The organism is Phaeodactylibacter sp., assembly GCF_040219495.1.
Lineage (GTDB): Bacteria > Bacteroidota > Bacteroidia > Chitinophagales > Saprospiraceae > Phaeodactylibacter.
This window is the reverse complement of record NZ_JAVJSK010000047.1, coordinates 1-22,527: the sequence shown is the minus strand read 5'-3', so window position 1 is coordinate 22,527 and position 22,527 is coordinate 1. Positions and strand designations below refer to the sequence as shown.

At 51.4% G+C, this 22,527-nt stretch carries 19 protein-coding genes; 10 read left to right on the top strand and 9 right to left on the bottom strand.

What is annotated here, in order from left to right:
• Positions 1-462: 462 nt before the first annotated feature.
• From uvrA to RIC19_RS06740, 8 genes are all read right to left on the bottom strand, one after another.
• On the bottom strand, positions 463-3,312 hold the full coding sequence (gene uvrA, locus RIC19_RS06775; RefSeq protein WP_350177541.1) for an excinuclease ABC subunit UvrA: 2,850 nt from the start codon (positions 3,310-3,312) through the stop codon (positions 463-465).
• Positions 3,313-3,399: 87 nt separating this feature from the next.
• Entirely contained in the window at positions 3,400-4,977 is a 1,578-nt protein-coding gene (locus tag RIC19_RS06770; RefSeq protein ID WP_350177540.1) for a T9SS type A sorting domain-containing protein, read from the bottom strand.
• A gap of 178 nt (positions 4,978-5,155) precedes the next feature.
• Positions 5,156-5,737 (bottom strand): RNA polymerase sigma factor, encoded by a 582-nt coding sequence (locus RIC19_RS06765; RefSeq protein WP_350177539.1) that lies wholly within the window; start codon positions 5,735-5,737, stop codon positions 5,156-5,158.
• A 498-nt stretch (positions 5,738-6,235) separates the two neighbouring features.
• Positions 6,236-6,883 (bottom strand): class I SAM-dependent methyltransferase, encoded by a 648-nt coding sequence (locus RIC19_RS06760; RefSeq protein WP_350177538.1) that lies wholly within the window; start codon positions 6,881-6,883, stop codon positions 6,236-6,238.
• A gap of 3 nt (positions 6,884-6,886) precedes the next feature.
• On the bottom strand, positions 6,887-7,615 hold the full coding sequence (locus RIC19_RS06755) for a rhomboid family intramembrane serine protease (protein ID WP_350177537.1): 729 nt from the start codon (positions 7,613-7,615) through the stop codon (positions 6,887-6,889).
• A gap of 69 nt (positions 7,616-7,684) precedes the next feature.
• Positions 7,685-8,653 (bottom strand): 6-phosphofructokinase, encoded by a 969-nt coding sequence (gene pfkA, locus RIC19_RS06750; RefSeq protein ID WP_350177536.1) that lies wholly within the window; start codon positions 8,651-8,653, stop codon positions 7,685-7,687.
• A gap of 185 nt (positions 8,654-8,838) precedes the next feature.
• A complete protein-coding gene (locus RIC19_RS06745; RefSeq protein WP_350177535.1) occupies positions 8,839-9,606 on the bottom strand; it encodes a DUF8457 domain-containing protein in 768 nt (255 codons plus the stop codon).
• Positions 9,607-9,718: 112 nt separating this feature from the next.
• A complete protein-coding gene (locus tag RIC19_RS06740) occupies positions 9,719-10,312 on the bottom strand; it encodes an FKBP-type peptidyl-prolyl cis-trans isomerase (RefSeq protein WP_350177534.1) in 594 nt (197 codons plus the stop codon).
• Positions 10,313-10,633: 321 nt separating this feature from the next.
• Here RIC19_RS06740 and RIC19_RS06735 point away from each other — a divergent pair, with 321 nt between their 5' ends.
• From RIC19_RS06735 to RIC19_RS06705, 7 genes are all read left to right on the top strand, one after another.
• Positions 10,634-12,109, top strand: a complete 1,476-nt coding sequence (locus tag RIC19_RS06735; protein WP_350177533.1) for a sodium:solute symporter — start codon at positions 10,634-10,636, stop codon at positions 12,107-12,109.
• 290 nt (positions 12,110-12,399) lie between these two features.
• The gene (locus tag RIC19_RS06730) at positions 12,400-13,389 is read left to right on the top strand and encodes a beta-ketoacyl-ACP synthase III (protein ID WP_350177532.1); all 990 of its coding nucleotides are present in this window, start codon (positions 12,400-12,402) and stop codon (positions 13,387-13,389) included.
• Between the two features lie 126 nt (positions 13,390-13,515).
• Positions 13,516-14,082: an elongation factor P gene (gene efp / locus RIC19_RS06725; RefSeq protein WP_350177531.1), complete on the top strand. Its 567-nt coding sequence runs from the start codon at positions 13,516-13,518 to the stop codon at positions 14,080-14,082.
• 5 nt (positions 14,083-14,087) lie between these two features.
• Positions 14,088-14,654 carry an acetyl-CoA carboxylase biotin carboxyl carrier protein gene (gene accB / locus RIC19_RS06720; RefSeq protein WP_350177530.1) on the top strand — a complete coding sequence of 189 codons (567 nt, stop codon included), beginning with the start codon at positions 14,088-14,090 and terminating at the stop codon, positions 14,652-14,654.
• Between the two features lie 68 nt (positions 14,655-14,722).
• Positions 14,723-16,084, top strand: a complete 1,362-nt coding sequence (accC, locus tag RIC19_RS06715; RefSeq protein ID WP_350177529.1) for an acetyl-CoA carboxylase biotin carboxylase subunit — start codon at positions 14,723-14,725, stop codon at positions 16,082-16,084.
• A gap of 176 nt (positions 16,085-16,260) precedes the next feature.
• Positions 16,261-16,923, top strand: a complete 663-nt coding sequence (locus RIC19_RS06710) for a hypothetical protein (RefSeq protein WP_350177528.1) — start codon at positions 16,261-16,263, stop codon at positions 16,921-16,923.
• A gap of 16 nt (positions 16,924-16,939) precedes the next feature.
• Complete coding sequence (locus tag RIC19_RS06705) at positions 16,940-18,769, top strand: ABC transporter ATP-binding protein (protein WP_350177527.1); 1,830 nt, start codon at positions 16,940-16,942, stop codon at positions 18,767-18,769.
• Positions 18,770-19,147: 378 nt separating this feature from the next.
• Here the strand turns inward: RIC19_RS06705 and RIC19_RS06700 are convergent, their stop codons facing one another.
• The gene (locus RIC19_RS06700) at positions 19,148-20,029 is read right to left on the bottom strand and encodes a universal stress protein (RefSeq protein ID WP_350177526.1); all 882 of its coding nucleotides are present in this window, start codon (positions 20,027-20,029) and stop codon (positions 19,148-19,150) included.
• A gap of 482 nt (positions 20,030-20,511) precedes the next feature.
• On the opposite strand from RIC19_RS06700, the gene RIC19_RS06695 reads away from it, so the two are divergent.
• From RIC19_RS06695 to RIC19_RS06685, 3 genes are all read left to right on the top strand, one after another.
• Complete coding sequence (locus RIC19_RS06695; protein ID WP_350177525.1) at positions 20,512-21,018, top strand: T9SS type A sorting domain-containing protein; 507 nt, start codon at positions 20,512-20,514, stop codon at positions 21,016-21,018.
• A gap of 64 nt (positions 21,019-21,082) precedes the next feature.
• Positions 21,083-21,895, top strand: a complete 813-nt coding sequence (locus RIC19_RS06690) for a WD40/YVTN/BNR-like repeat-containing protein (protein WP_350177524.1) — start codon at positions 21,083-21,085, stop codon at positions 21,893-21,895.
• Positions 21,896-22,053: 158 nt separating this feature from the next.
• Positions 22,054-22,425: a hypothetical protein gene (locus RIC19_RS06685; RefSeq protein WP_350177523.1), complete on the top strand. Its 372-nt coding sequence runs from the start codon at positions 22,054-22,056 to the stop codon at positions 22,423-22,425.
• Positions 22,426-22,527: the final 102 nt, after the last annotated feature.

The following is a 22,527-nucleotide window of genomic DNA, read 5'->3' as shown; positions in this document are numbered from 1 at the left end:
ACATAATCCCGGAATGGCTTCGCCGTCGATAAGTCGCAAAGGCTTTTCCCAATAATGCACCTTCACGTTGGACAGACAGAACGTCATTACTTACACAATGTCAAAGTACAGCTTTGATTTGATCTTCACAAAAAATCCCCTAATAAAATTGGGCAATGCACCACAAATCGTTTAGCGTATGTTTGGAGCGGTTTCGTCATGAAAATCAAGGATTTATAGTTCTGGCGAAGTCACTAAATTTGAGTTTAGCGGGCTAAGAGCGTGTTGGGACTTTTGTCTTCTAGTCGAAAACTAACAATTTTTTGGTTAGACGAGGCACGAAAACCAGAGTTTAGCCTTAGTCCCGCAGTTTGCGGGAAGGATTTTCGGGACGAAGTATAAGCAAAAAAGTGTCCCGGTGCACCGGGACAGGCCGATTACTAAAGGCCCAACACGCTCTAAAGCATTAGGCTACATGCCTATTCATCCCAGCTTAGGCTTCAAAAACTGCCCGGTAAACGATGCCTCCACCTCTGCCAGCTCCTCAGGTGTGCCCTGAAAGACTAAATCACCACCATCCTTGCCACCGCCCGGGCCCAGGTCCACTACCCAGTCGGCATTCTTGATCACCTCCATATTGTGCTCCACCACCATAACGGTATGCCCGTTCTCCACCAAAGCATTCATGGCATCCAACAGCTTGCGGATATCATGAAAATGCAGCCCGGTGGTGGGCTCGTCAAAAATGAACAGGATATGCTCGTCGGCACGCTCCCGCGTCAGGAAGGACGCCAGCTTGACCCGCTGCGCTTCTCCCCCGGAAAGGGTGCTTGAGGACTGCCCCAGGTGGACATACCCCAGCCCCACATCGTAGAGCGGCTGCAGTTTGCGGACCACGTCTTTTTCCTCTTCGAAAAATTCCAACGCTTCCTCCACGCTCAGCTCCAGGATATCGTAAATGCTTTTGCCCTTGTACTGCACATCCAGCACTTCCTGCTTGAACCGCTTGCCACCACAGGCTTCGCACTCCAGGCGCACATCGGCCAGGAACTGCATTTCCACTACCTGTTCGCCCTCTCCCTTGCAGGTATCGCAGCGCCCAGCATCCACATTAAAGGAGAAATGCTTAGGCTTGAAGCCACGGATTTTAGACAATTGCTGATCTGCCATCAGTTTTCTGATCCCATCGTAGGCCTTCACATAAGTAACCGGATTGGAACGGGAGGATTTCCCAATCGGGCTTTGGCTCACCATTTCTACCTGCGTGATGGTGTCCACACTGCCCGCCAGCTGATCGAACTGCCCGGGGGCTTGGGAGTAGCTTTCGCCCAGGTGCTTCTTCAGGGCAGGGTACAGAATCTGCTTCACCAGCGTGGTCTTCCCGGAGCCGGAAACGCCGGTGACGACCGTTAAGGTGTTTAGCGGGAAGCGGGCGGTGATGTTTTTCAGGTTGTGCTGCCGGGCGCCCTGTACCTCGATGTAATTGGCAGACTTGCGGCGATGGTTGGGTACCGGTATGCTCATGCGGCCGCTCATATACTTGGTCGTCAGGCTCTCCGCCGCTTCGGAGTAAATGCCTTCGTAGGGGCCGGCAAAAACGACTTCCCCACCGTGGATGCCCGCTGCCGGGCCGATATCGATGAGGTAGTCAGCGCTTTCGATAATGTCCTCTTCGTGCTCCACCACAATAACCGTATTGCCAAGGTCGCGCAGGGAGCGCAGCACGCGAATAAGCCGGCCGCTATCCCGCGGGTGCAACCCTACACTGGGCTCGTCCAGGATATACATGGAACTCGTGAGGTTGCTCCCCAGGGTCCGGGTGAGGTTGATCCGCTGCGTTTCCCCTCCGCTCAGGGTGGAGGAAATCCGGCCAAGGGTTAGGTAGCTCAGCCCTACATCGCTCATAAACTGCAGGCGGTTATTGATTTCGAGCAGGAGCCGTTTGGCGATTTTCTGATCGTGCTCGTTAAGCTTCAGGCTGTGCAGGTGCTCCAGGAGTTCATCTACCGGCATCTCCACCAGGTCGGTGACTGGAAGGCCCTGGATTTTCACGTAAGTGGCTTCTTCCCGCAGGCGGCCGCCCTCGCAGGTAGGACAGGTTGCTCTGCCCCGGTAGCGGGCCATCATGACGCGGTTCTGTATCTTGTACATCTTTTGCTCCAGCTCGGCAAAGAAGTCGTTGATGCCGTCGAAGTACTGATTGCCTTTCCAAAGGAGGCGGCGCTCGGCTTTGGTGAGGTCCTGATATGGGGTATGCACCGGAAAGTCGAAGTGGTGGGCGGTTTCCAGTAATTGGTCTAGCCAGCGGCCGTATTTCTCGCCCCGCCAGCAGGCGATGGCTTGCTCGTAGACAGATTTAGACTGATCGGGCACGACCTTGTCCTCATCTATACCCATCACTTTGCTGAAGCCCTCGCAGGTGGGGCAGGCACCGTAGGGGTTGTTAAAATTGAATAGCTGCGGCGTAGGCTCCAGGAAGGACACCCCGTCGAGCTCGAACCGGTTGTTAAAGTCCTGCTCTTCCCTGCCCATGATATCGACGATGCACTCCCCTTCTGATTCGTAGAAGGCCGTTTGGACAGAGTCGGCGATGCGCTTGTTGTTTTCTTCATCCTCTTGCTTAACCACAAAGCGGTCGATCAGAATGCGGATGCCTTTGTCCTTGATATCACCCAGCTTTTTGTCCAGGTAAGCCGCGCCGGATTCCAGCAGGTCTTCTGCGTACTGCAAATCGCCTTCCACTTGTAGGCGGGTATAGCCCTTTTGCAGCAGCAGTTCCACCTCCTGCTTCACCAGGCGGTCTTTGTATTTGTAAGGCAGCGGGATAAACAACTGCACCTTGGTGCCCTCCTCAAAACCATTGATGTAGTCCACCACATCGCTGACTTCGTGCTTGCGGACCTCCGCACCGGAGACCGGGGAGTAAGTGCGCCCCACCCGTGCGTAAAGAATGCGCAAGTAGTCGTAAATTTCGGTAAGCGTGCCCACCGTAGAGCGGGCATTGCTCGTGCTGACCTTCTGCTCAATCGCGATGGCCGGGCAGATGCCTTTGATGTAGTCCACATCCGGCTTTTTCATCCGCATGAGGAACTGCCGGGCGTAGCTCGACAGGCTTTCCACGTAGCGGCGCTGCCCCTCGGCATAGAGCGTATCCATGGTGATGGAGGACTTGCCGGAACCGGACACGCCGGTCACGACCACCAGTTGATTCTTAGGAATATCCAGGCTGATATTTTTGAGGTTGTTGGCCCGGGCGCCCTTGATCCGGATCGCCTCTTTGAGGTTCTGTTCACTGGGCTTGTCAAGCGTTGGCGTGGTCGCTTTTTTGGACATAGATGCAGGTTGAAGTTTTTCTACTTCAGTAGAACAGCGGAGGGAGGCTAGGGTTGTGTGGATGGGGAATTTTGCTTTACGCCAACGCTACTCCGCAATAATCAATGGCTCGGGACAGACCTTGCCTTCACTGCGCAACTGAATGATATACTGCCCGGCAGGCAGAAAAGTTGGCAGCTCAAATTGCCCTTCCAGCCCGCCAAAGTAGGCATCTTGCCTATGGACTATCCTGCCCAAGACATCAATGACCCGGATTTCACCGTCAAAAGTCAAAGCTTCAGGCCAGCGTAACTGCACCTGCCTTCCAGTCAGTGGATTGGGGTAAAGGAGCCATTCGGGACAAACCGCTTGTTCCCGGTATTTTGGGAATGGCGGGCCGAATTTCGTTAACCATGCGTGGAAATAATCATTAAAGGTCCCCTCTAATACATTTAGGCGTTCACGCCCAATATAAAATCCTCCATCAGACGCAGGGAAAATATCACTAATAAAGCCGTTATTACCTAAGTCTCCAGCAGCCAACTTTACATCCCAAAGTATTTCACCGTAATTACCAAATTCGAATAGCCACCCACCGCCAGGCACATCATTTTCCGGAGGGTCAGAAGTAATATCTCCGTCTTGTGAAAGTGACAAACTGCCAATTATGTAAGTCTCCGCGATGGTTTTCAGCATATCAACACAAAGCGCCCCTTGGCTACCGCCGAACGTCCGGCTCCATTCCAAACTAAAATCAGAGCCCAGTTCCACAACCCAAATATTAAAATCACCACCTTTGTGGTGAAACACCTGCTGATCATGCGAAGTGGTATTGCCTGTCAGCATAAAACCACCGTCAAGTTTGGCAATGAGACGACGAGCACCATCGTGCCCTGAACCACCAAAAGAATAATCCCGCATATACTGTCCTTCTCCATCCAATTCCACTAACCAGATGTCGAAATCACCACGCGGAGCAGAAATATGCCCATCCGGAGAATCGGAAGAGCCCACCAGAATGTAGCCCTGCCGGTATTCAATAAGGTGGCGCCCTAAATCTGTTCCACTGCCACCGATGGTATGCTCCCACTTTAGATTCCCATTCAGATCAAGTACCACCAGCCAAACATCCCGGTCACCATAATGATTGCTTACATCCCCCCCACTGCCTTCAGTGCCTCCTGTGATCATAATTTGCCCATTGCCGGAAAGAAAAATGCTACTGCCTGTATCATCCTGCGGCCCTCCAAATGTCCTTTCCCAAACTAACCTGCCAACCGGATCATACCAGGCCACCCACAGGTCTTTCTGATTTTCTTCCACCTGCCGCCAGCCTGTTAGTATTACGCCCCCATCAGGGGCGGCTGCCAGGCTTCCTAAAATTTCACGGTAGCCATCGTTAAAGGTATTAATCCAGACTTTTTCTCCGGATGGAGAGACTTTAACTAAGTAAATGCCGTCTTCGCCTTTATTATTCCCAGTAAAGTCTCCGGTCTGACTATCCGTTGTGCCTTCCCAGTAAACACTTCCATCAGTACCTTCTACTAAGCTGCTAAAAAATGAACCTTTTTCACCGTATAAAGCCACGCTCCACAGAGAGTCCGGCTGAGCAGCTAATGACAGGCTCGACAGCAGAGCAAGACCACAGCATATCAGACAGGGCAGGTATTCTTGCAATCGATTCATTGGGCAACGATAAAGGTTTGGTTAATAACTTGATTGGCGGCTCTTGCTTGCAGCCTCTAACAAAAAAAGCCAGCAGCAAAGCTACCGGCTTCCAATTTTTGGTTTATGGATTTTCAGGCGTGAGGAGAACAGGTGCCCCGGCGGATAGCCGGGGCAGTGGTAGTTTTTTGTTATGGGGTTACTGCAGCACGATTTCGCGCTCTTCTACTAATTTGCGAATATTGATCAGCGCATAGCGCATGCGGCCCAAAGCGGTGTTGATGCTCACCCGGGTCAGTTTGGCAATTTCCTTGAAACTCATGTCGGCGTAGTGGCGCAGGATGACCACCTCGCGCTGCTCAGGCGGCAGCATATCCACCAGTGCCCGCACTTTATCGTGGGTCTGACTGCGGATGATGCCTTGCTCAGCGTTGCGCTCAGAAGACTGCAGCACATCAAAAATATCGAAGGTCTCAGTTGGGGACACCTTTGGGCGGCGCTTGTTGCGGCGGAAGTAGTCCACGCACATATTGTAGGAAATACGGAGTGCCCACTGCAGGAATTTGCCCTCGTGGTTGTATTTGCCCTTGCGCAGGGTGTCGATAATTTTTATGAAGACTTCCTGAAAGATATCCTCAGCCAGGCTTTGGTCTTTGACGAAAAGATAAATGGAAGTGTAAATCCGTTGTTTGTGGCGGGAGAGCAATTCTTCGAAAGCTCTATCGTCGCCGGACAAATAATTCGTAATCAACTGTTGGTCGTTCAGTGGTGTAACTTGCATAACTAAAGTCAAATTAGCGTTATGGGATATTATGTCGCAATTCTTTTAGTGTAGAAGTTACTTTCTATAGACCTGTGATTTTGTTAAAAAATTGTCCGTGACTCGGATAATAACGATTCAAAGATAAGGGCATCTAAGGACAAATGCGAGCGTGGCCCTCAATTTTCTGGTTCCTTTAACACAAATTTAACCGGAATTACAAAATAAATATTAACAAAACCACTTGACTCCCATGGTTTTAACTAAAGAATGTGGACTGACCTGCCCGAAGTTTTAAAGTTGAAAAAAAATCAGGGCAGAAATTCTGAGCGTAAGGAAAACCGGGTTTTGCTGCAACTTTTACACCCAGCGCCCCTACTCATTAGAAAAACCTCAAAAGTCATACTGAATGAATGCTGCGGATGCATTTTCCGGGCTCTCACCCATTCTTTTAGAGCGTGTTGGGACTTTGGCCTGCTGGTCGAAACTAGCAGGCAAAAGTCCCAACACGTTCTAAGATCAGCCCACCCGTAGTACGGCCGTGTAAAAAGGTACCCACCGGGTGTAGTGGTAATCTTCCTCCACCACTTCAAAACCGTAATCTTTCAGCAATTCATCGGTCCGGCGGTTGAGGTAGCAGCCCTCGGCGAGGTGCTTCCAAACCGGCGTGACCGCCGACTGAATCCAACGCTGCGGCTGCCGGTCATCGTGGATGTGCTCCAGTACCAGCAACTGCCCGCCGGGGCGCAACCACTGCCGGAAGCTTTGCAAAGCCTGCTCCAGATCGGGAATGGTGCAAAGGACCAGGGTACTGACGACAGCATCGAGGGTATCTTCGCCCAATTGGGCGGCTACGGCAGCATCGCCCACACCAGCTTCTAACAGCTGAATATGCGGTGCGCCCAATCCCTGAAGGACGGACTCCGCTTGCTTCGCCATCGCCTGTGCCGGCTCAATAGCCAGGACTTTAGCTTCCTTATTATAAAGAGGGAAGTTCACGCCGGTACCCGCTCCGACTTCCAGCACCCTGCCCCGGGCATGCGCCAGGAGCGACCGCCGCATATCCATCAGCAGGCGGGCTTCCAGCTTTTCCATGACCGGGTCGTAGAGTTTGGCAAAAAGGCGGGTATATAAGGTATCCGGTTGTTTAGCGTTGGGAGCTTTCATCTTTTACCAGCTTCGGGTTGAGAACCAGCTGTCGCCACGGTCACCGCCTTCCTGCTCCCGCTCAGCCTTGGTTTTATCAAAAGCATCCCGCTCGAGAAAGTAGCGCTTCTCAGCTTCGCCTTCCTGTTCCCAGGACCAGGTAGGCTTCTTTTCTTCCGGCTCAATGCGGTTCTTAAACCAAAAAGCCACGAAAATGCCTACCAGGGCACCAAAGAGGTGGCTCTCCCAGGACACCCGCTCTTCCGTGGGCAGAATACCGGCAAACATACCGCCATAGTAGACCACTACGATGAGGGAAAGCACAATAGAGCGGATATTCCTGCGGAAAATGCCGGTCCAGAATACAAAGGCGACCAGTCCGTACACGACACCGCTCGCACCAATATGGAAGGCATCCGGCCGGGCAAAGCTCCAAACAGCAAGACCAGTCAGTAAATAAATGGCCAGAAAGCTGGCCACTGCCACCCGGCGGTAGAAAAAGAAAAGGAGCCCCGTAAGGACAAACAACGGAGGCGTATTGGCAAGCAGGTGCTTCCAGCCTGAGTGGAGCAAGGGCGCAAAGAAAACACCTTTGAACCCAAACTGCCGGCGCGGATAAATACCCATCGTGCCAAAATCAGCACCCGTCAGCACTTGCAGCAGATGAATGCCCCAAATGACGCCAACCGCCCACAGCGCGACTTTCAGGGCGCTTTTAAAATTACGGGAGGCTTGATCAAGGGCAGTACTCATCGTTGTTGTTTTAAAGCTTGTTCAGATTTCATACTTTGGGCTGCTCTTGCCAAAAGCAAAACCTTGGTGTCAGGATAGTATATCAACCATTTCCAGAAGCATAGGGTTGATCTCGTTGTGGTACTTAATGGCCTGCTCGAAAGGCGTATAGGCAATTTTGCCGTTGATTTCTCCAATCATCACGCCAGACTTACCTTCCAGGAGGGCATTTACAGCCCCTACCCCCATCCGGCTTGAGCGTACCCGGTCCATACAGGTGGGGCGCCCGCCACGTTGCAGGTGGCCCAGGATGGTCACCTTCGTTTCGTAGGGGCAGTGCTTTTTCACCTCTTCCGCGATTTTAAAAGCTCCTCCGCTCTCATCACCTTCAGCCACCACCACGATACTGGAGTTTTTCTTATTGCTGTAGTTGCTGTTGAGGGTATCGATCAGGGTCTGCACATCCGTCCGGCTTTCGGGCACAAGTACCGCCTCAGCACCAGTAGCCAGGCCTACATTCATAGCGATAAACCCAGCATCACGCCCCATGACCTCCACGAAGAACAGGCGGTCATGCGCATTGGCGGTATCCTTAATATTATCGATGGCGCTCATGGCTGTATTGATAGCCGTATCATAGCCGATGGTGAAATCCGTGCCATACAGATCGTTATCGATCGTACCCGGACAGCCCACCATGTGGATGTCGGGGTATTCTTTCATAAAGATGTCCGCACCGGTGAAACTACCATCTCCACCAATCGCTACGATACCTTCTATGCCATGGGCGCGAAGATTCTGATAGGCTTTGGCACGCCCCTCAGGTGTCCGGAAATCCTGGCTGCGGGCTGACCTCAGGATGGTCCCCCCCAGTTGAATAATATTGCTTACGGAATGTGCCTCCATTTCCCAAAAGTCTCCTTCTATCATGCCTTGGTACCCCCGTCGAATACCTACTGCGTGGTGCCCGTACCTGAGGGTAGAACGGACAATCGCCCGGACACAGGCATTCATACCAGGTGCATCACCTCCGGAAGTAAAGACAGCAATTTTTCTCATGATCTGATTTTGTTTCAAGTTTGATGCGAAAGTATATGTAAGATAAGTACTAAACGGTGACTTTCGTCAAAGCCTTAATTTAGAGCGTGTTGGGACATTAGAGCGCTTATTGGAACGGGGCACTCCTACCTGCCGAAATGTTTGGCACGCAGGCAGGTTTGCCTGTACTTCGTCCCAACACGCTCTTACTGGTATTTTCGGCGGATCAGCCGGATAAAATCCTTTGCCGTGTCTTCTTTGTCATCTGCTGCCCAGTCGTAGCGCTGCGCCATCTGCACGATAAGCCCCTGAGCTTCGTCCATGTTATTCAATTGGTTGAGCTTGCCCAGGGTATCGTTCAGAGCATTGAGGTCCCGGCCAAACAACTCGTTCATGTACAACAGGCGGTCGTTAATCGCCAGGGCTTTGGTCAGGTCATGCACCGGCCGTTCGCTCAACTTCTCAGACAGCTCGGTCGCCTCCTTAAAGGCGAAGAGGTGCCTGAGGTTGCCCGGCACCTCCTGCCGGTTGGAAGCCGCCGAGATGGGCTCCGCTACCTTTACCGGCTCTGGCTTTGGCGGCTCTGGTGTTGGTTCCGGGCGCTGCGGTGGAGGCGTTGGCCGGGGCTCCGGTTTGGGTTGTGGCTCCGGCCGGGGCTGAGGCCGGGGCTCTGGCTCCGGATTTGGGCGGCGGGTCGGCTCCGGCTTAGGAGTACTGTTGAAATCGCGGGGCGCATCCGGGATTTCGATAATCCGGGGTGGCGTATAGTTACGGCGTACGGGGGCTTTGTCCCGGGCAGGCGCCTCAGGTACGCTGCCCGCAGCTGCCCCACTGATAAAGTGCTCGTAAAACTGCTGTATGTATCCACGCATTAAGTCCCGCTCAATGGAGGAAACGTTGGACGAGTCGCGTTCCAGGCTGTGGAATAGGTCGTTGATTTTCTCGAGTGTTATTTTTGCTAGTTTGAGGTCCATAGATTGCTTTCCGGTTTTAGTAGTTCCTTATTCTATAAATAATCGGGTAAACCCGCGAATTGTTTGTAACGCCCCGGCGCAAGTGATTTATTCCAGCCCGGCGCTTTATTTTTTATTGAGGCTTCTCTTCAACGCTCAGCACTTCCACTTCAAAGACCAGTGGGGTGTCCGGAGGGATCAGGTAGCCGTCTTTCCCATTGGGGACACCCCGCTCTTTGTAGCCCAGCTGAGACGGCACGAAAAGCTGCATCCGCCCGCCTTCCTTAATTAGCTGTAGCCCCTCATTCCAGCCATCAATCATATTGCCGATGTAGAACTTCATGGGGCGGTCCTTGCGATAGGAAGAATCGAAGACCTTGCCATTCAGCATATACCCTTTGTAATGAGCACGCACATAATCGCCCCACTTCAGTGGTTGCCCGTTGCCGGGGTCCAGAATCCGGTAAAATAAGCCGGAGTTGGTGCGCTGCAAGGGAATGATCTCATCAATGGCGTAATTCACAATGGCATTCTGCTGCTCCTCGGCTAACGTCGCGGGGGCAGCAATCAGATAAGCAGACAACTGCATGATCGCTTCATCTTCATTGACCGCCGGAGCGGCAGGTTCAGGTGGAGCAGGTGGCGCCTGAGTGTTGTGGTCACTGCCTGCACCTGAACATCCGGCCAGTAAGGCAAACAGGAACGGCAGTAGGAGCAAACGAAGCATAATATCAGGCTTTTCGTCAAATATACACTTTCTGGGCAGGAAGCAAATACAAAGAGCAGACAGACCTTTTCCTGCTGCCCATTTTCGGCAATCTCCCCCCACCGGAAGGATACCTTTTACCCCCCTCCTCTTATTTATCCGAGAATCTGCTATATTTGCCATGCCAGACCCACTTGCTTACGTTGAAATGCACCCTTAGCGGCTGTCTGAACAGCCAGGCGCTGCAAGGGCTTATTAGAGCGTGCTGGGACTTTGTCCGGTCATAATATCATAAGCGCCAGGCAAGCCTGCAGGCAAGTGGAAGCCACCAAGATAGAACCTATGCTAAGTCAACTGACGCCGACTATTATACTTGGGATCATTGCCCTTTACTTTATTGTGCTGATCTCTGTTTCCTATTTCACGAGCCGTAATGCGGGCAATGCTGAGTTTTTCCTGGCTGGCCGCAATTCCCCCTGGCCGCTCGTCGCAATCGGTATGATCGGTGCGACCCTGTCCGGTGTAACGTTCATTTCCATACCCGGTGTGGTGGGTGCCGGAGGCGAGAACCAGGCCTTCTCGTACATGCAGATGGTATTCGGGTACATCCTGGGATATGTGGTGATTGCCCAGGTGCTTTTACCTTTATACTATAAAAAAAACCTGACCTCTATATACGGATATCTCGAAGAACGGCTCGGGCTCGAAGCTTACAAAACCGGTGCCGCGTACTTTCTGCTTTCCCGCACCATTGGTGCAGCCTTCCGGTTGTATTTGGTCGCAATCGTATTGCAAGCCTTTGTACTGGGGCCTTTCGGTGTGCCTTTTTTTGCGACCGTGGCCGTGACGATTCTCCTGATTTGGGTCTACACCTTTAAAGGGGGGATTAATACCATCGTCTGGACGGATACCCTGCAGACGGTTGCCATGCTCACGGCAGTAATCCTTACCATCCTCTTCATAGGTAAAGCAATGGAGACGGATATCAGCGGGATGGTGGCCATGGTGCGCTCCAGCGACTACTCCCAAATGTTTTTCTTCGAAGGTGGCTGGAACGACCCCAATAACTTCTTCAAGCAATTCATCAGCGGGGCGCTGATCACTATTGTGATGACCGGGCTTGACCAGGATATGATGCAGAAAAATCTGAGCTGCCGGAATATTGGAGATGCCCAGAAGAATATGTATGTTTTTAGTAGTGTACTGGTTGTGGCCAAGTTTTTATTCCTCTCACTCGGTGCCTTGCTCTACATTTACGCTGCGAGCATCGGCCTTGACACCCCGGAGCGGACCGACGAGCTCTTCCCGATGATCGCCCTCAACCACCTGCCCGCAGCGGTAGGTATTTTCTTTGTACTTGGCCTGATTGCCGCTGCTTATTCCAGCGCAGACTCCGCCCTGACCGCACTGACGACTTCCTTTTGTGTGGACTTTCTGGGCTTTGAGAAAAGCGAAGCCACAGAGCAGGAAAAACAACGCACACGCCTGTTTGTGCATATCGGCTTCTCCGTACTGCTCCTGATTATCATCGTTGTTTTCAATGCCCTGAACAACAAAGACGTCATCAGTCAGCTGTTCAAGGCGGCGGGTTACACCTATGGCCCGATTCTGGGGCTGTTTACCTTCGGGCTGATCACCAACCGGCAGGTTAGGTCGCGGCTCGTCATTCCGGTCTGTATTGCAGCACCTATTCTATCGTATGTGCTCAATGCCAACTCCGCCACTTTGTTCATGGGCTTTCAGTTTGGCTTCCTGATCATCGCCCTCAATGGGTTACTGACCTTTGCGGGGCTGTGGGCTATTTCGGAAGAAGCCTAAAGCCCGTCGAAATCAGCGTACCCGCCTGACTCCTGTTTCAATAAATTGCCTGATACCCAAGATTTTCCTACCTTGCCACCCGTTTTAGAGCGTGCACCCTTACCGGGGCTGCTTCAAACAAAACGAATTAGCAACAATTACCTTTCTTTGATAAATCCCGTGGCCCGATGACTCAGAGCGTGTTTGGAGCTCTAAGGTGGAAGACGTGAGCACAGGAAGCCCTGTACTTTCCTAAGTCATTGCTTGTAGGCCACAAAAATTTGTCGGAGAATTTAATCTACTAAGAAACTATGGCCAAAATAAACGCTGCCATCACCGGCGTACAGGGGTATGTACCCGATTATATCCTGACCAATGCCGAATTGGAAACCATGGTCGATACCAATGAGGAATGGATTCGGACCCGGACGGGCATCGAACAGCGGCACATCCTCAAAGGCGAAGGGCAGGGTACTTCTGTTATGGGCATCGAGGCGGTCAAAGGGCTACTGGAAAAGACCAATACGGACCCCGGTGAGGTAGAGCTCGTGATCTGTGCCACGGTCACACCGGATATGGTGTTTCCGGATACGGCGAATATCATCGCGGACGAAACCGGCATGAAGAACGCCTTCTGCTATGACATTCATGCTGCCTGTTCCGGATTCCTGTATGCCCTGACAACTGCCACGCGCTTCATTGAGGCCGGCGCACACAAGAAAGTGATCGTTATTGGGGCCGATAAAATGTCCTCTATTATAGATTATACAGACCGGACGACCTGCGTCATCTTTGGTGATGGTGCCGGTGCAGTTATGCTGGAAGCCACAGAAGAGCCTGTAGGTGTGATGGACGCCCTGCTCAAAAGTGATGGCGCCGGCCGGGTCTACCTGCATCAAAAGGCAGGAGGTTCGCGCTACCCCGCCACCGCCGAGACAGTTGCCAACCGGGAGCATTATGTTTTTCAAAACGGGCGCCCGGTATTTAAAGCAGCGGTATCCGGCATGTCGGACGTAGTGACGCAGGTGATGCAGCGTAACCACTTAGCCACCGAGGATATCGCCTGGCTGGTACCTCATCAGGCCAACAAACGGATCATCGAGACCGTCGCCCGTATGGCCGACTTCCCGATGGAGCGCGTGATGATCAATATTCAAAAGTATGGTAATACAACTGCTGCCACCCTTCCTCTTTGCCTTTGGGACTGGGAAGATCAACTCAGGAAAGGGGACAACATCATCCTCACTGCATTTGGCGGTGGTTTTACGTGGGGCGCCATATACGTAAAGTGGGCCTACTAGCCTGAGAGCAGTAAGCGCTACCGATGGTTCGTTGCGGGGCCATAAAGCCGCAACTTTCAAGTCTTTGGATTTTTCTATCTTTGCAAACGCAATTTGAATACCAAATAAAAACGCAAGCTATAGCAAATGGCTACAACTTCTGACATCCGTAAAGGCATGTGTATTGACTTCAATAATGATATCTTCACCATTATTGAGTTTCAACACGTTAAGCCAGGAAAAGGTGCGGCATTCGTACGTACAAAAATCAAAAGCCTGACTTCCGGAAAGGTTTTGGATAATACTTTCTCTGCCGGTCACAAAGTGGACGAAGTGCGTGTGGAGCGCCGCAAATTCCAGTATCTCTACAGCGACGACATGGGTTACCACTTCATGAATAATGAAACCTATGAGCAAGTTGCACTGGATGACAAACTGGTGGAAAACGCCGGTTTTCTTAAGGAAGGTATGGAGATAGACATTATTTATCATGCCGACCGTGAAGTGCCGCTGACCATGGAAATGCCACAGTACATCGTGCTCGAAGTGACCTACACCGAGCCTGGTGTAAAGGGGGATACAGCCACCAATACGCTGAAGCCGGCTACCGTAGAAACCGGTGCGGAAGTCCGGGTGCCCCTCTTCATCAATCAGGGGGACAAAGTGAAAATTGAGACCGAAACCGGTGCCTACATGGAACGCGTAAAACAATAAAACCTATGAATTTTAAGGACATCCAAGAGTTGGTCAAGCTCATCAACAAATCCAACCTGACCGAATTCAAAATGAAGGACGGGGAGTTTGAGCTTTCCATCCGTACCAATAAGCACCAAAAGGGGCGGCAGAAACAACCCGTTCAGGGCACCGCACCTGCCGTTCCTGCCACACAGCCTACGGCACCGATCATTCAGATGTCTCCGCCTGTTCAACAGCCTTACCCTCAGGCACCTCAGCCCGCTCCTGCACCGCCTTCTTCCAAGCCACAGGCAGAACCTGCCAAGACAGAAGCCTCCGATAAGGAAACGCAGGGAGATGATGCCGGCTACCTGGAAGTCCGCTCCCCAATTGTCGGGACGTTCTACCGGTCTTCCAGCCCGGAAAAGCCCCCTTATATTAAAGTGGGTGACACCATAGAGGTCGGACAGGTGGTTTGTATTGTAGAAGCCATGAAACTCTTCAACGAGATCGAATCCGAAATTGCGGGCAAGATTGTCAAAGTAATTGTTGAAGATGCACAGCCGGTGGAGTATGATCAGGTTTTGTTCCTGGTAGACCCCAAAGGCTAATTGCGAATTGAAACACCTGTAGTTGCCAGGGCAACAGCCCTTTGCGGCTCATCCAATTGAATGGTTTTATGTTTGAAAAAGTACTCATAGCCAACCGTGGCGAAATTGCCCTGCGTATTATTCGCACCTGCCGGGAAATGGGCATCAAAACGGTAGCCGTCTATTCCACTGCTGATAAAGAAAGCCTGCACGTGCGTTTCGCTGACGAAGCCGTTTGCATCGGCCCGCCTTCCTCCGCAGAGTCTTACCTGAGTGTACCCAGAATCATGGCCGCGGTAGAAATCACCAACGCTGATGCCGTACACCCCGGATACGGCTTTCTGGCAGAAAATGCAGATTTTGCCGAGGTATGCGCCGAATATGGCATTAAGTTTATTGGCCCTACGCCTGCCCAAATTCGGAAAATGGGCGATAAGATCACAGCCAAAGAGACTATGATCAAGGCCGGAGTGCCCGTGATCCCCGGGTCAGATGGCTTGGTCAAAGACATCAAATCGGGCGTCAAAATCGCTAAAGAAATCGGCTACCCTATCATTCTGAAAGCCACCGCAGGTGGTGGTGGAAAAGGGATGCGTATCGTCTGGGAAGAGAAAGAATTTGAACCCAATTGGGACCGCGCCCGTCAGGAAGCCAAAGCCGCCTTTGGCAACGATGGTATTTATATCGAGAAGTTTATCGAAGAGCCCCGCCACATTGAGTTCCAGATAGCCGGCGACCAAAAGGGCAAGGTCGTCCACCTTTCTGAACGCGACTGCTCCATTCAGCGCCGCCACCAAAAGCTGGTGGAAGAATGCCCTTCTCCTTTCATGACCGACGAACTCCGTGAGCAAATGGGAGATGCTGCGGTCAAAGCCGGGGAAGCCATCAAATACGAAGGCGTTGGCACCGTGGAGTTCCTGGTGGACAAATACCGCAATTTTTACTTCATGGAGATGAATACGCGGATTCAGGTCGAGCACCCGGTAACCGAGGAGGTCATTGACCATGACCTCATTAAGGAGCAGATCAAAATCGCAGCGGGTGAGCTCATCAAAGGGGGCAACTACTACCCCAATGCCCACGCGATGGAATGCCGTATCAATGCGGAAGACCCCTTCAATGGCTTCCGCCCCAGCCCTGGCAGAATCACTTCTTTCCATAGCTCAAAGGGGCATGGAGTACGGGTAGATACAAGTGTCTACGCGGGCTATACCATTCCCCCCTACTACGATTCCATGATTGCCAAGCTCATCTGCCGGGCACCGACCCGCGAGGAATGCATCAAAAAAATGGAGCGGGCACTGGACGAGTTCATCATTGAGGGCGTAAAAACCACGGTCCCTTTCCATCAGCAATTGATGAAAGACGAGCGGTTCCGCGCTGGTGATTTCCATACCGGCTTCCTCAACGACTTCGAGCTGAAGCCCGAAGAGCCTAAGAAAAAGAAGTAGGCCCACGCCTGCTTTGAATCATTAGACTTGATGCGTCGGGTTAGTGCAGTGGGAAAAATGAGCTATTTTAACCTTGTAATGATCCCCAACGCTTCAAGTCCATTTATAACAGGTTTGCCAGGTGAAATCATAAGCCCGGCAAACCTGTTCTTCTTTTTATACCAAAATACCATCCAATGAAATCGCCTTTTATCTGGTTCTTTGCGCTTGCTTTTATTGCCTTTAATTGTGGCGGAAGCTCTGAAGCTTCCAGCAGCGCTTCTGCAATGGAGGCACCTGCCGGGGACACGGCCACAACCGTACAAAATACTCCGCCCGAAGAAAGCTTGCCTGAGGCTCCCGAGCTCGCCCGGCAGTCTGCACCGGCCGCTCAGGGCCCGTTTGAAGAACGGCTCACAGCAGGCCCCGTCACCTTCATCGTGCAGTCGCCCAACACAGATCCGAACACTTTCACCCTGAATACAGAAGGGATGAGCGTGCGCAACGAAAAGACCACTGTGGAAGTAGACGGACAGGTGGTGCGCGCCAAGCTGGCCGACCTCAACCAAGACAGCTACCCGGAGGTTTACATCTTTACCCGTACTAAAGAGGGCACGGAAGCCGTGTACGCATTCTCTTCTTACCGCAACCGCTCCTATGGGCAGATTTATATGGCGGAAGCAGAGCAGTACGCTGCGCAGCGCGGCAGTGCCGGCCCTGAAACTTATGAGCTGACAGAAACGGTGCTCGTCCGAAAGTTTGCTCCTGCACAGACCGGTCAACGCACCGGTGAGGTACAAACCGTGGAATATGCTCTAAAAAAAGGGGAGACCAGCTTCCGTTTGGAGCCGATTGAATAGCCCGATAAATTCAACTATGAAAAGAGAACGCAACAGCTTTTGGCGATTGCTCGGCTACATGCACAACTACAAAGTGTATGTGGGGCTCAATATTTTTAGCAATGTCATGACCGCTGTCTTCACAGCCCTTAGCATCCCCTTGCTGGTCCCCTTCCTTGAGATCCTCTTCGACCGGCGGGAATTGGTCCTGAATAAACCGACGTTTGGGTGGGACATCGAAAGCGCCGCCGCTTCCTTCAACTACTACATCAGTCAGCTGGTGGTAGAGCAGGGCAAGGAAGCAGCGCTCGTCTTCGTTTGCGTGGCTATTTTGTCGGTTTTCCTGCTCAAAAACATGTTCCGATACCTTTCTTTATTCTTCATGGCACCGGTACGCAACGGCATCATCCGTGACCTTCGGGCGCAGATGTACGACAAGGTTATGGCCCTGCCCCTCGCCTATTTCAGTGAGGAGCGCAAAGGGGACCTCATGTCGCGTATGACGAGCGATGTGCAGGAAGTGGAGTGGAGTATTCTCAATGTACTGGAAGCCGTTTTCCGGGAACCGCTCATCATCATAGGGGCCCTGGGGTTCATGGTTTACGTGAGCCCGGCTCTGACCGGCTTTGTCTTCCTGCTGATGATCTTTACCGGCGTGGTCATCGGTGGCATTGGCCGCCGGTTGAAGAAAAAATCGGCTGATGTACAAGACCGGCTTGGCAATTTGGTGTCCATTCTGGAAGAAGGCCTGGGCGGGCTGCGCATCATCAAGGGGTTTAATGCCGAGCATTATCAAAAAGAGAAGTTCCGGGCAGAAAACGATGGCTACCGCCGTTCGCTGACGCGCCTGCTGTGGAGGCGTGATCTGGCCTCTCCCCTCTCGGAGTTTCTCGGCATCGGCACCGTGGCCGTGTTGCTGTGGTACGGTTCCCGTCAGGTCTTCAGTGGGCAATTGGATGCGGAAACGTTCCTCACCTTTATTTTTGCCTTCTACAACGTCATTGATCCGGCCAAGAAGTTATCCAAGGCCGTCTACAACGTACAAAAAGGCGTAGGCGCAATGCGCCGCATGGAGTCCCTGCTCGATGCGCCCGTCAATATCAAAGACGCCCCCGGTGCCCTTCCGCTACAGAGCTTTCAGCAGGGTATTGAATACCGCAACGTCACGTTCGGGTACCGCCAAGACGAAGGCCCGGTGCTGCAAAATATCAACCTGAGTATCCCCAAAGGAACAGTAGTAGCCCTCGTTGGTGCTTCTGGGGCTGGGAAGTCTACCCTGGCCGATCTCCTTCCCCGCTTTTATGATGTGGAGGAAGGAGAGATTCTGCTCGATGGCCAAAATATCAAGAAGTACCGCCTCCGGGACTTACGCAACCTCATGGGCATCGTTTCCCAGGAAGCCATTCTGTTCAATGACAGTATCTACAACAACATCGTCTTCGGTTTGGAGGGGGTTACGCAGGAACAGGTGGAAGCTGCTGCCCGCGCGGCTAATGCCCACGACTTCATCATGGCATCCGAGCAGGGCTATCAGACCAATATTGGCGACCGGGGCAGTAAACTGAGTGGGGGGCAACGACAGCGCCTGACGATCGCCAGAGCAATTCTCAAGAACCCGCCTATCCTCATTTTGGATGAAGCCACTTCCGCACTCGATTCCGAATCGGAAAAATTGGTTCAAAAAGCGCTGTTGGAACTGATGAAAAACCGCACCTCTGTAGTCATCGCTCACCGCCTGTCGACCATTCAGCATGCGGATGAAATCCTCGTGATGCGCGATGGGCAGATTATGGAGCGGGGCACACACGCAACCTTACTGCAGGAAGATGGAGAATATCAGAAGCTAGTGGAGCTGCAGGCGTTTTAAAAGAGTCTCATTCAGGTTTTCATGCCAAGAGAAAGCAAGGCCGGCGGGCCTAATCAAGAACCTCTGCAATCGCTGCGCACGCCCCTCTTTGGACTTTACGTCGCCCTTTGCAAACGCTGCATGAAAACTTTGCGGACTCTGCGTGGAAAACACCACAAAAAAAGCCCGCACAAAGGCGGGCATTTTCAAACAAATCGTAATCCTAATTTTTGACCTTTTATTAACCGATCTATCTACTCCAACAACCGTGCCAAAAATTAGAAACAAGTCCGTTACGCCTTCAAACCCGTAGCGGCGCTTAATCAGGCAAGCCCCCTTTACGGTAAAAGAGCCACTACGGCAGAGGCTGATCAGTCAGAAAAAAGCTGCCTTTACAAATCAAAAAGATAACTGTTGCCGTTTCTGCTCAGTCGGTTGCGGAGTCTCCTGTTCATCCAGATAATCAATGCTCAGCACCGGAGTATCCGAATGGTTCACTAAGGCCTCAACGTTGCTACCGCTCAGCATACGCCGCAGCGGATGACGGTAGTGGTTGGAAATACCAATCAGGCCGGCCCCGATTTTTTCGGCGAAAGCCCGCACCCCGCGGTCCACACTAAAGTTGCGGAACACGTGGGTCTCGCAGCGGAATGGCGCGCAGAGCCCTTTAAACTCTTCCATCGCCTGCCGGCTCAGGATGTAAGGCGGGTCAAAAAAGGACGACGTATGTATTTCCACCAGATGAATCTCCGGTACGAAAGGCTTTACAAACTCCTTGAACTTGAGGAAAGCTCCCCGCTCATTCTGATGGAAAGAAGAAGCAAAGACCACTTTATCGAAATTAAGGTTTTCAACAGGCTCCTTGATGACCAATACCGGGCAGTGTACTTCCCGCACTACCTTTTGGGTGTTGGAGCCGATGAAGTATTCATTTTTCCCACTTGCGCCGTGCGAGCCCATCACCACGAGGTCGGCTGCGGACTGATCGACGTATTCGGCAACAGCCTTAGGCAGTGAACTGCCACAAACAGTCGTTTTTACTTCCAGATCCGGATAAATATTGCTGAGTTCCTGAAGCTTTAATTTAGCGTTCGTGACCTTTTGCTCCACATCAGGGTGCATGGCACGCTGTTGTTCATTCCAGCTACTCCAGTCATCGGGCAGGTTTATACAGTGCAGTAAATGAAGCTGGGCTTCAAGCCTTCGGGCGAGTTGTGCAGCGGCATCCGTAGCATACCGGGCATAAATGGAAAAATCGGTAGGACTGAGTATAGTTCTCATGGCTGGCAATTTGGTCGTGCAGCTGCCTGGCAGCTGCTTCGGTTAAGGAATGGGACTGGTTAGATCCTGTTTTTAATTTAGCCAAACGTTGCGCGGGCGCGCGTGAAAAAGATCACTGAGCGCGGTGATATTTGTCAGTGGTACTGGATGTGGGGGCAGACTAAGAGCGTATTAGGACTTTGGCCTTCTAGTCGAAAACTAACCATTTTTTGGTTAGACGAGGCACGAAAACCGGAGTTTAGCCTGAGTTGAATAGCCCGTCCCGCAGTTTGCGGGAAGGATTTTCGGGACGAAGTATAAGCAAAAAAGTGTCCCGGCGCACCGGGACAGACCGATTACTAAAGTCCCAACAAGCTCGTAATCAACCTAAACTTATTCAGCCGGAGTTGGCGCTATCCCGTTTTTTTTTCTACATTGTAACCACAACGCGTTCCAGCTGCTCGCTCGAATGCGCGTCTCGTAACTAAAATCCCTTCATATATATGCAAAACCTATTTTCCATTTGCCCCCCCGCGTTAAGTATTATTGCCTTATCCTTTGATAAACTCATAAGTGGCAGTGCAGATTTATCCGGGTTTAGCCTTGATACTGCTGCACTACAGCCTATTGCTTATATGGCAGACGGGACGAAGCAAAAGATTACGCTTTCTATACGTTCCGGTGGCAAGCTGGGCAATGGTTTCTTGCAGCAATCGGGTAATACTCCGCTGGCAGAAAGCAACGAACAAAAATCAGCATTAGATGCACAAGTATGGGTTTCCCCTAACCCATTCAGTCAAAAGCTGCTGATTGACCTTGGGCGCGCTCCTTCAGGCGCACGAGCCACAGTTACCATTTTCAACAGCATCGGACAACAAGTCTGGCAATGGCAGGGCTCAGCGGGTGGAACACTCGAGGCTTCCACTGCAACCTGGCCGGATGGCGTGTACTACTATCAGGTAAAGGTAGATGAAAGCACGACCTCTGGTAAGGTAATCAAAGGACAATAAATTTTACTTTTTATTAGTAACCCTGCCCTGTGTATAAGCGGGGTAGGGTTTATACCTACTTATTATGCGTAACGTATTCGTCATATTACTGATCGCAATCAGCATACACAATAGTAAAAGCCAATGTTGGGAAATGATTTACGATGGAGGTAATGATAATATTGTTTTTACAAACCTTGAAGTTTTAAATGACTCCGTATTTTGGGTAGTTGCCGGACTTGTAGAACAAGGGCAAAGCTTAGGGCTAAGAACAGAAGACAAAGGGGACTCCTGGAGCATCGTGACTTGGCCAAGCTCCATTTCTCACCCAAGTTCCATTGAACTCATTGATCAGAACTCCGCTTTTATTGGGTCCTTTAAAAATAGCGTATATAAAACAGAAGACAAGGGCTGGTCATGGGATGATGTAGATATCCCTCCAGAGGGGGGGGGGACCCAAATCCGTTATATTGTTTTTAACAACGAAAATGAGGGCTGGCTAACTGTTGACAAAGGCTCTATTTTTCATACTCAAGATGGAGGGTCAGATTGGGTGGAAAAAGGCAACAATGTAGAAAATGAAATTCCTTTTTTTAGAGGTTTTCAGGCTCTAACAGATAGTGTAGCCTTTTTTTTTGGCTACCATGCATTCAGCAGCGCTAATTCAGCCCGAGTGTGGAAAACTATCAACAAAGGAGATACTTGGAATATTCTGAATTTAGGACTACCTACGAATGAAATAGGTTTCTTTTTCCTCAATCAAGACACAGGGTGGGTCGTAAGTCAAAACAACATCATTTATAAAACAATGGATGGGGGGACACTTGGTCAGAATATACAGTTACGGACAACTCTGAAACTTATGGTTCTACAATCCAATTCACTACCAATAGTATAGGCTGGGCAGGCGGAGCAATTTTAGATTCTCCAAACTTTTACAATGCATTTATTTCTTATAGCGAAGACGGGGGCGAAACCTGGGCAAGGCAACATTTAGCAATTGATACGTCTTATGTTTTTGACTATGAAAACGAAAATAGAATAAGAGAACTCCATATGGTCAACGACACACTGGGTTATGCCATATCCAGCAGAGGTCGCATCTACCGATACCGGGGGCGCGCTGCCGAATGCGGACCTGGCCCTATATTGCTCGGCACTAACGCCTTGTCCCCCAGCTTCTCCTGGGCTGCCGCCGAAGGCTGCTTCGATGGGTACTATTTCCAAATAGGCAGCAGCCCGGGGGAGGATGACCTCCTGCCTCCAACTGATGTCGGGCTCGACACCTTTTTCCACGCCACGGCACCGCTACCTGAAAACACCACCGCATATGCCACTGTGCGCCCCTATAACCATCAATTTGGGCCAGCACAAAGCTGCGAGTCTACCATGGTTCAGCCCCCTAAGAATCGGACAAAATTCTATTAGTGAATAATAATCATTCGTGATGGTAATATCTTTGCTCTGCGAGAACACCAACGGTGACGATTGTACCGAAGGTAGTAATGCGTAGGCCTACCATTACGTTTT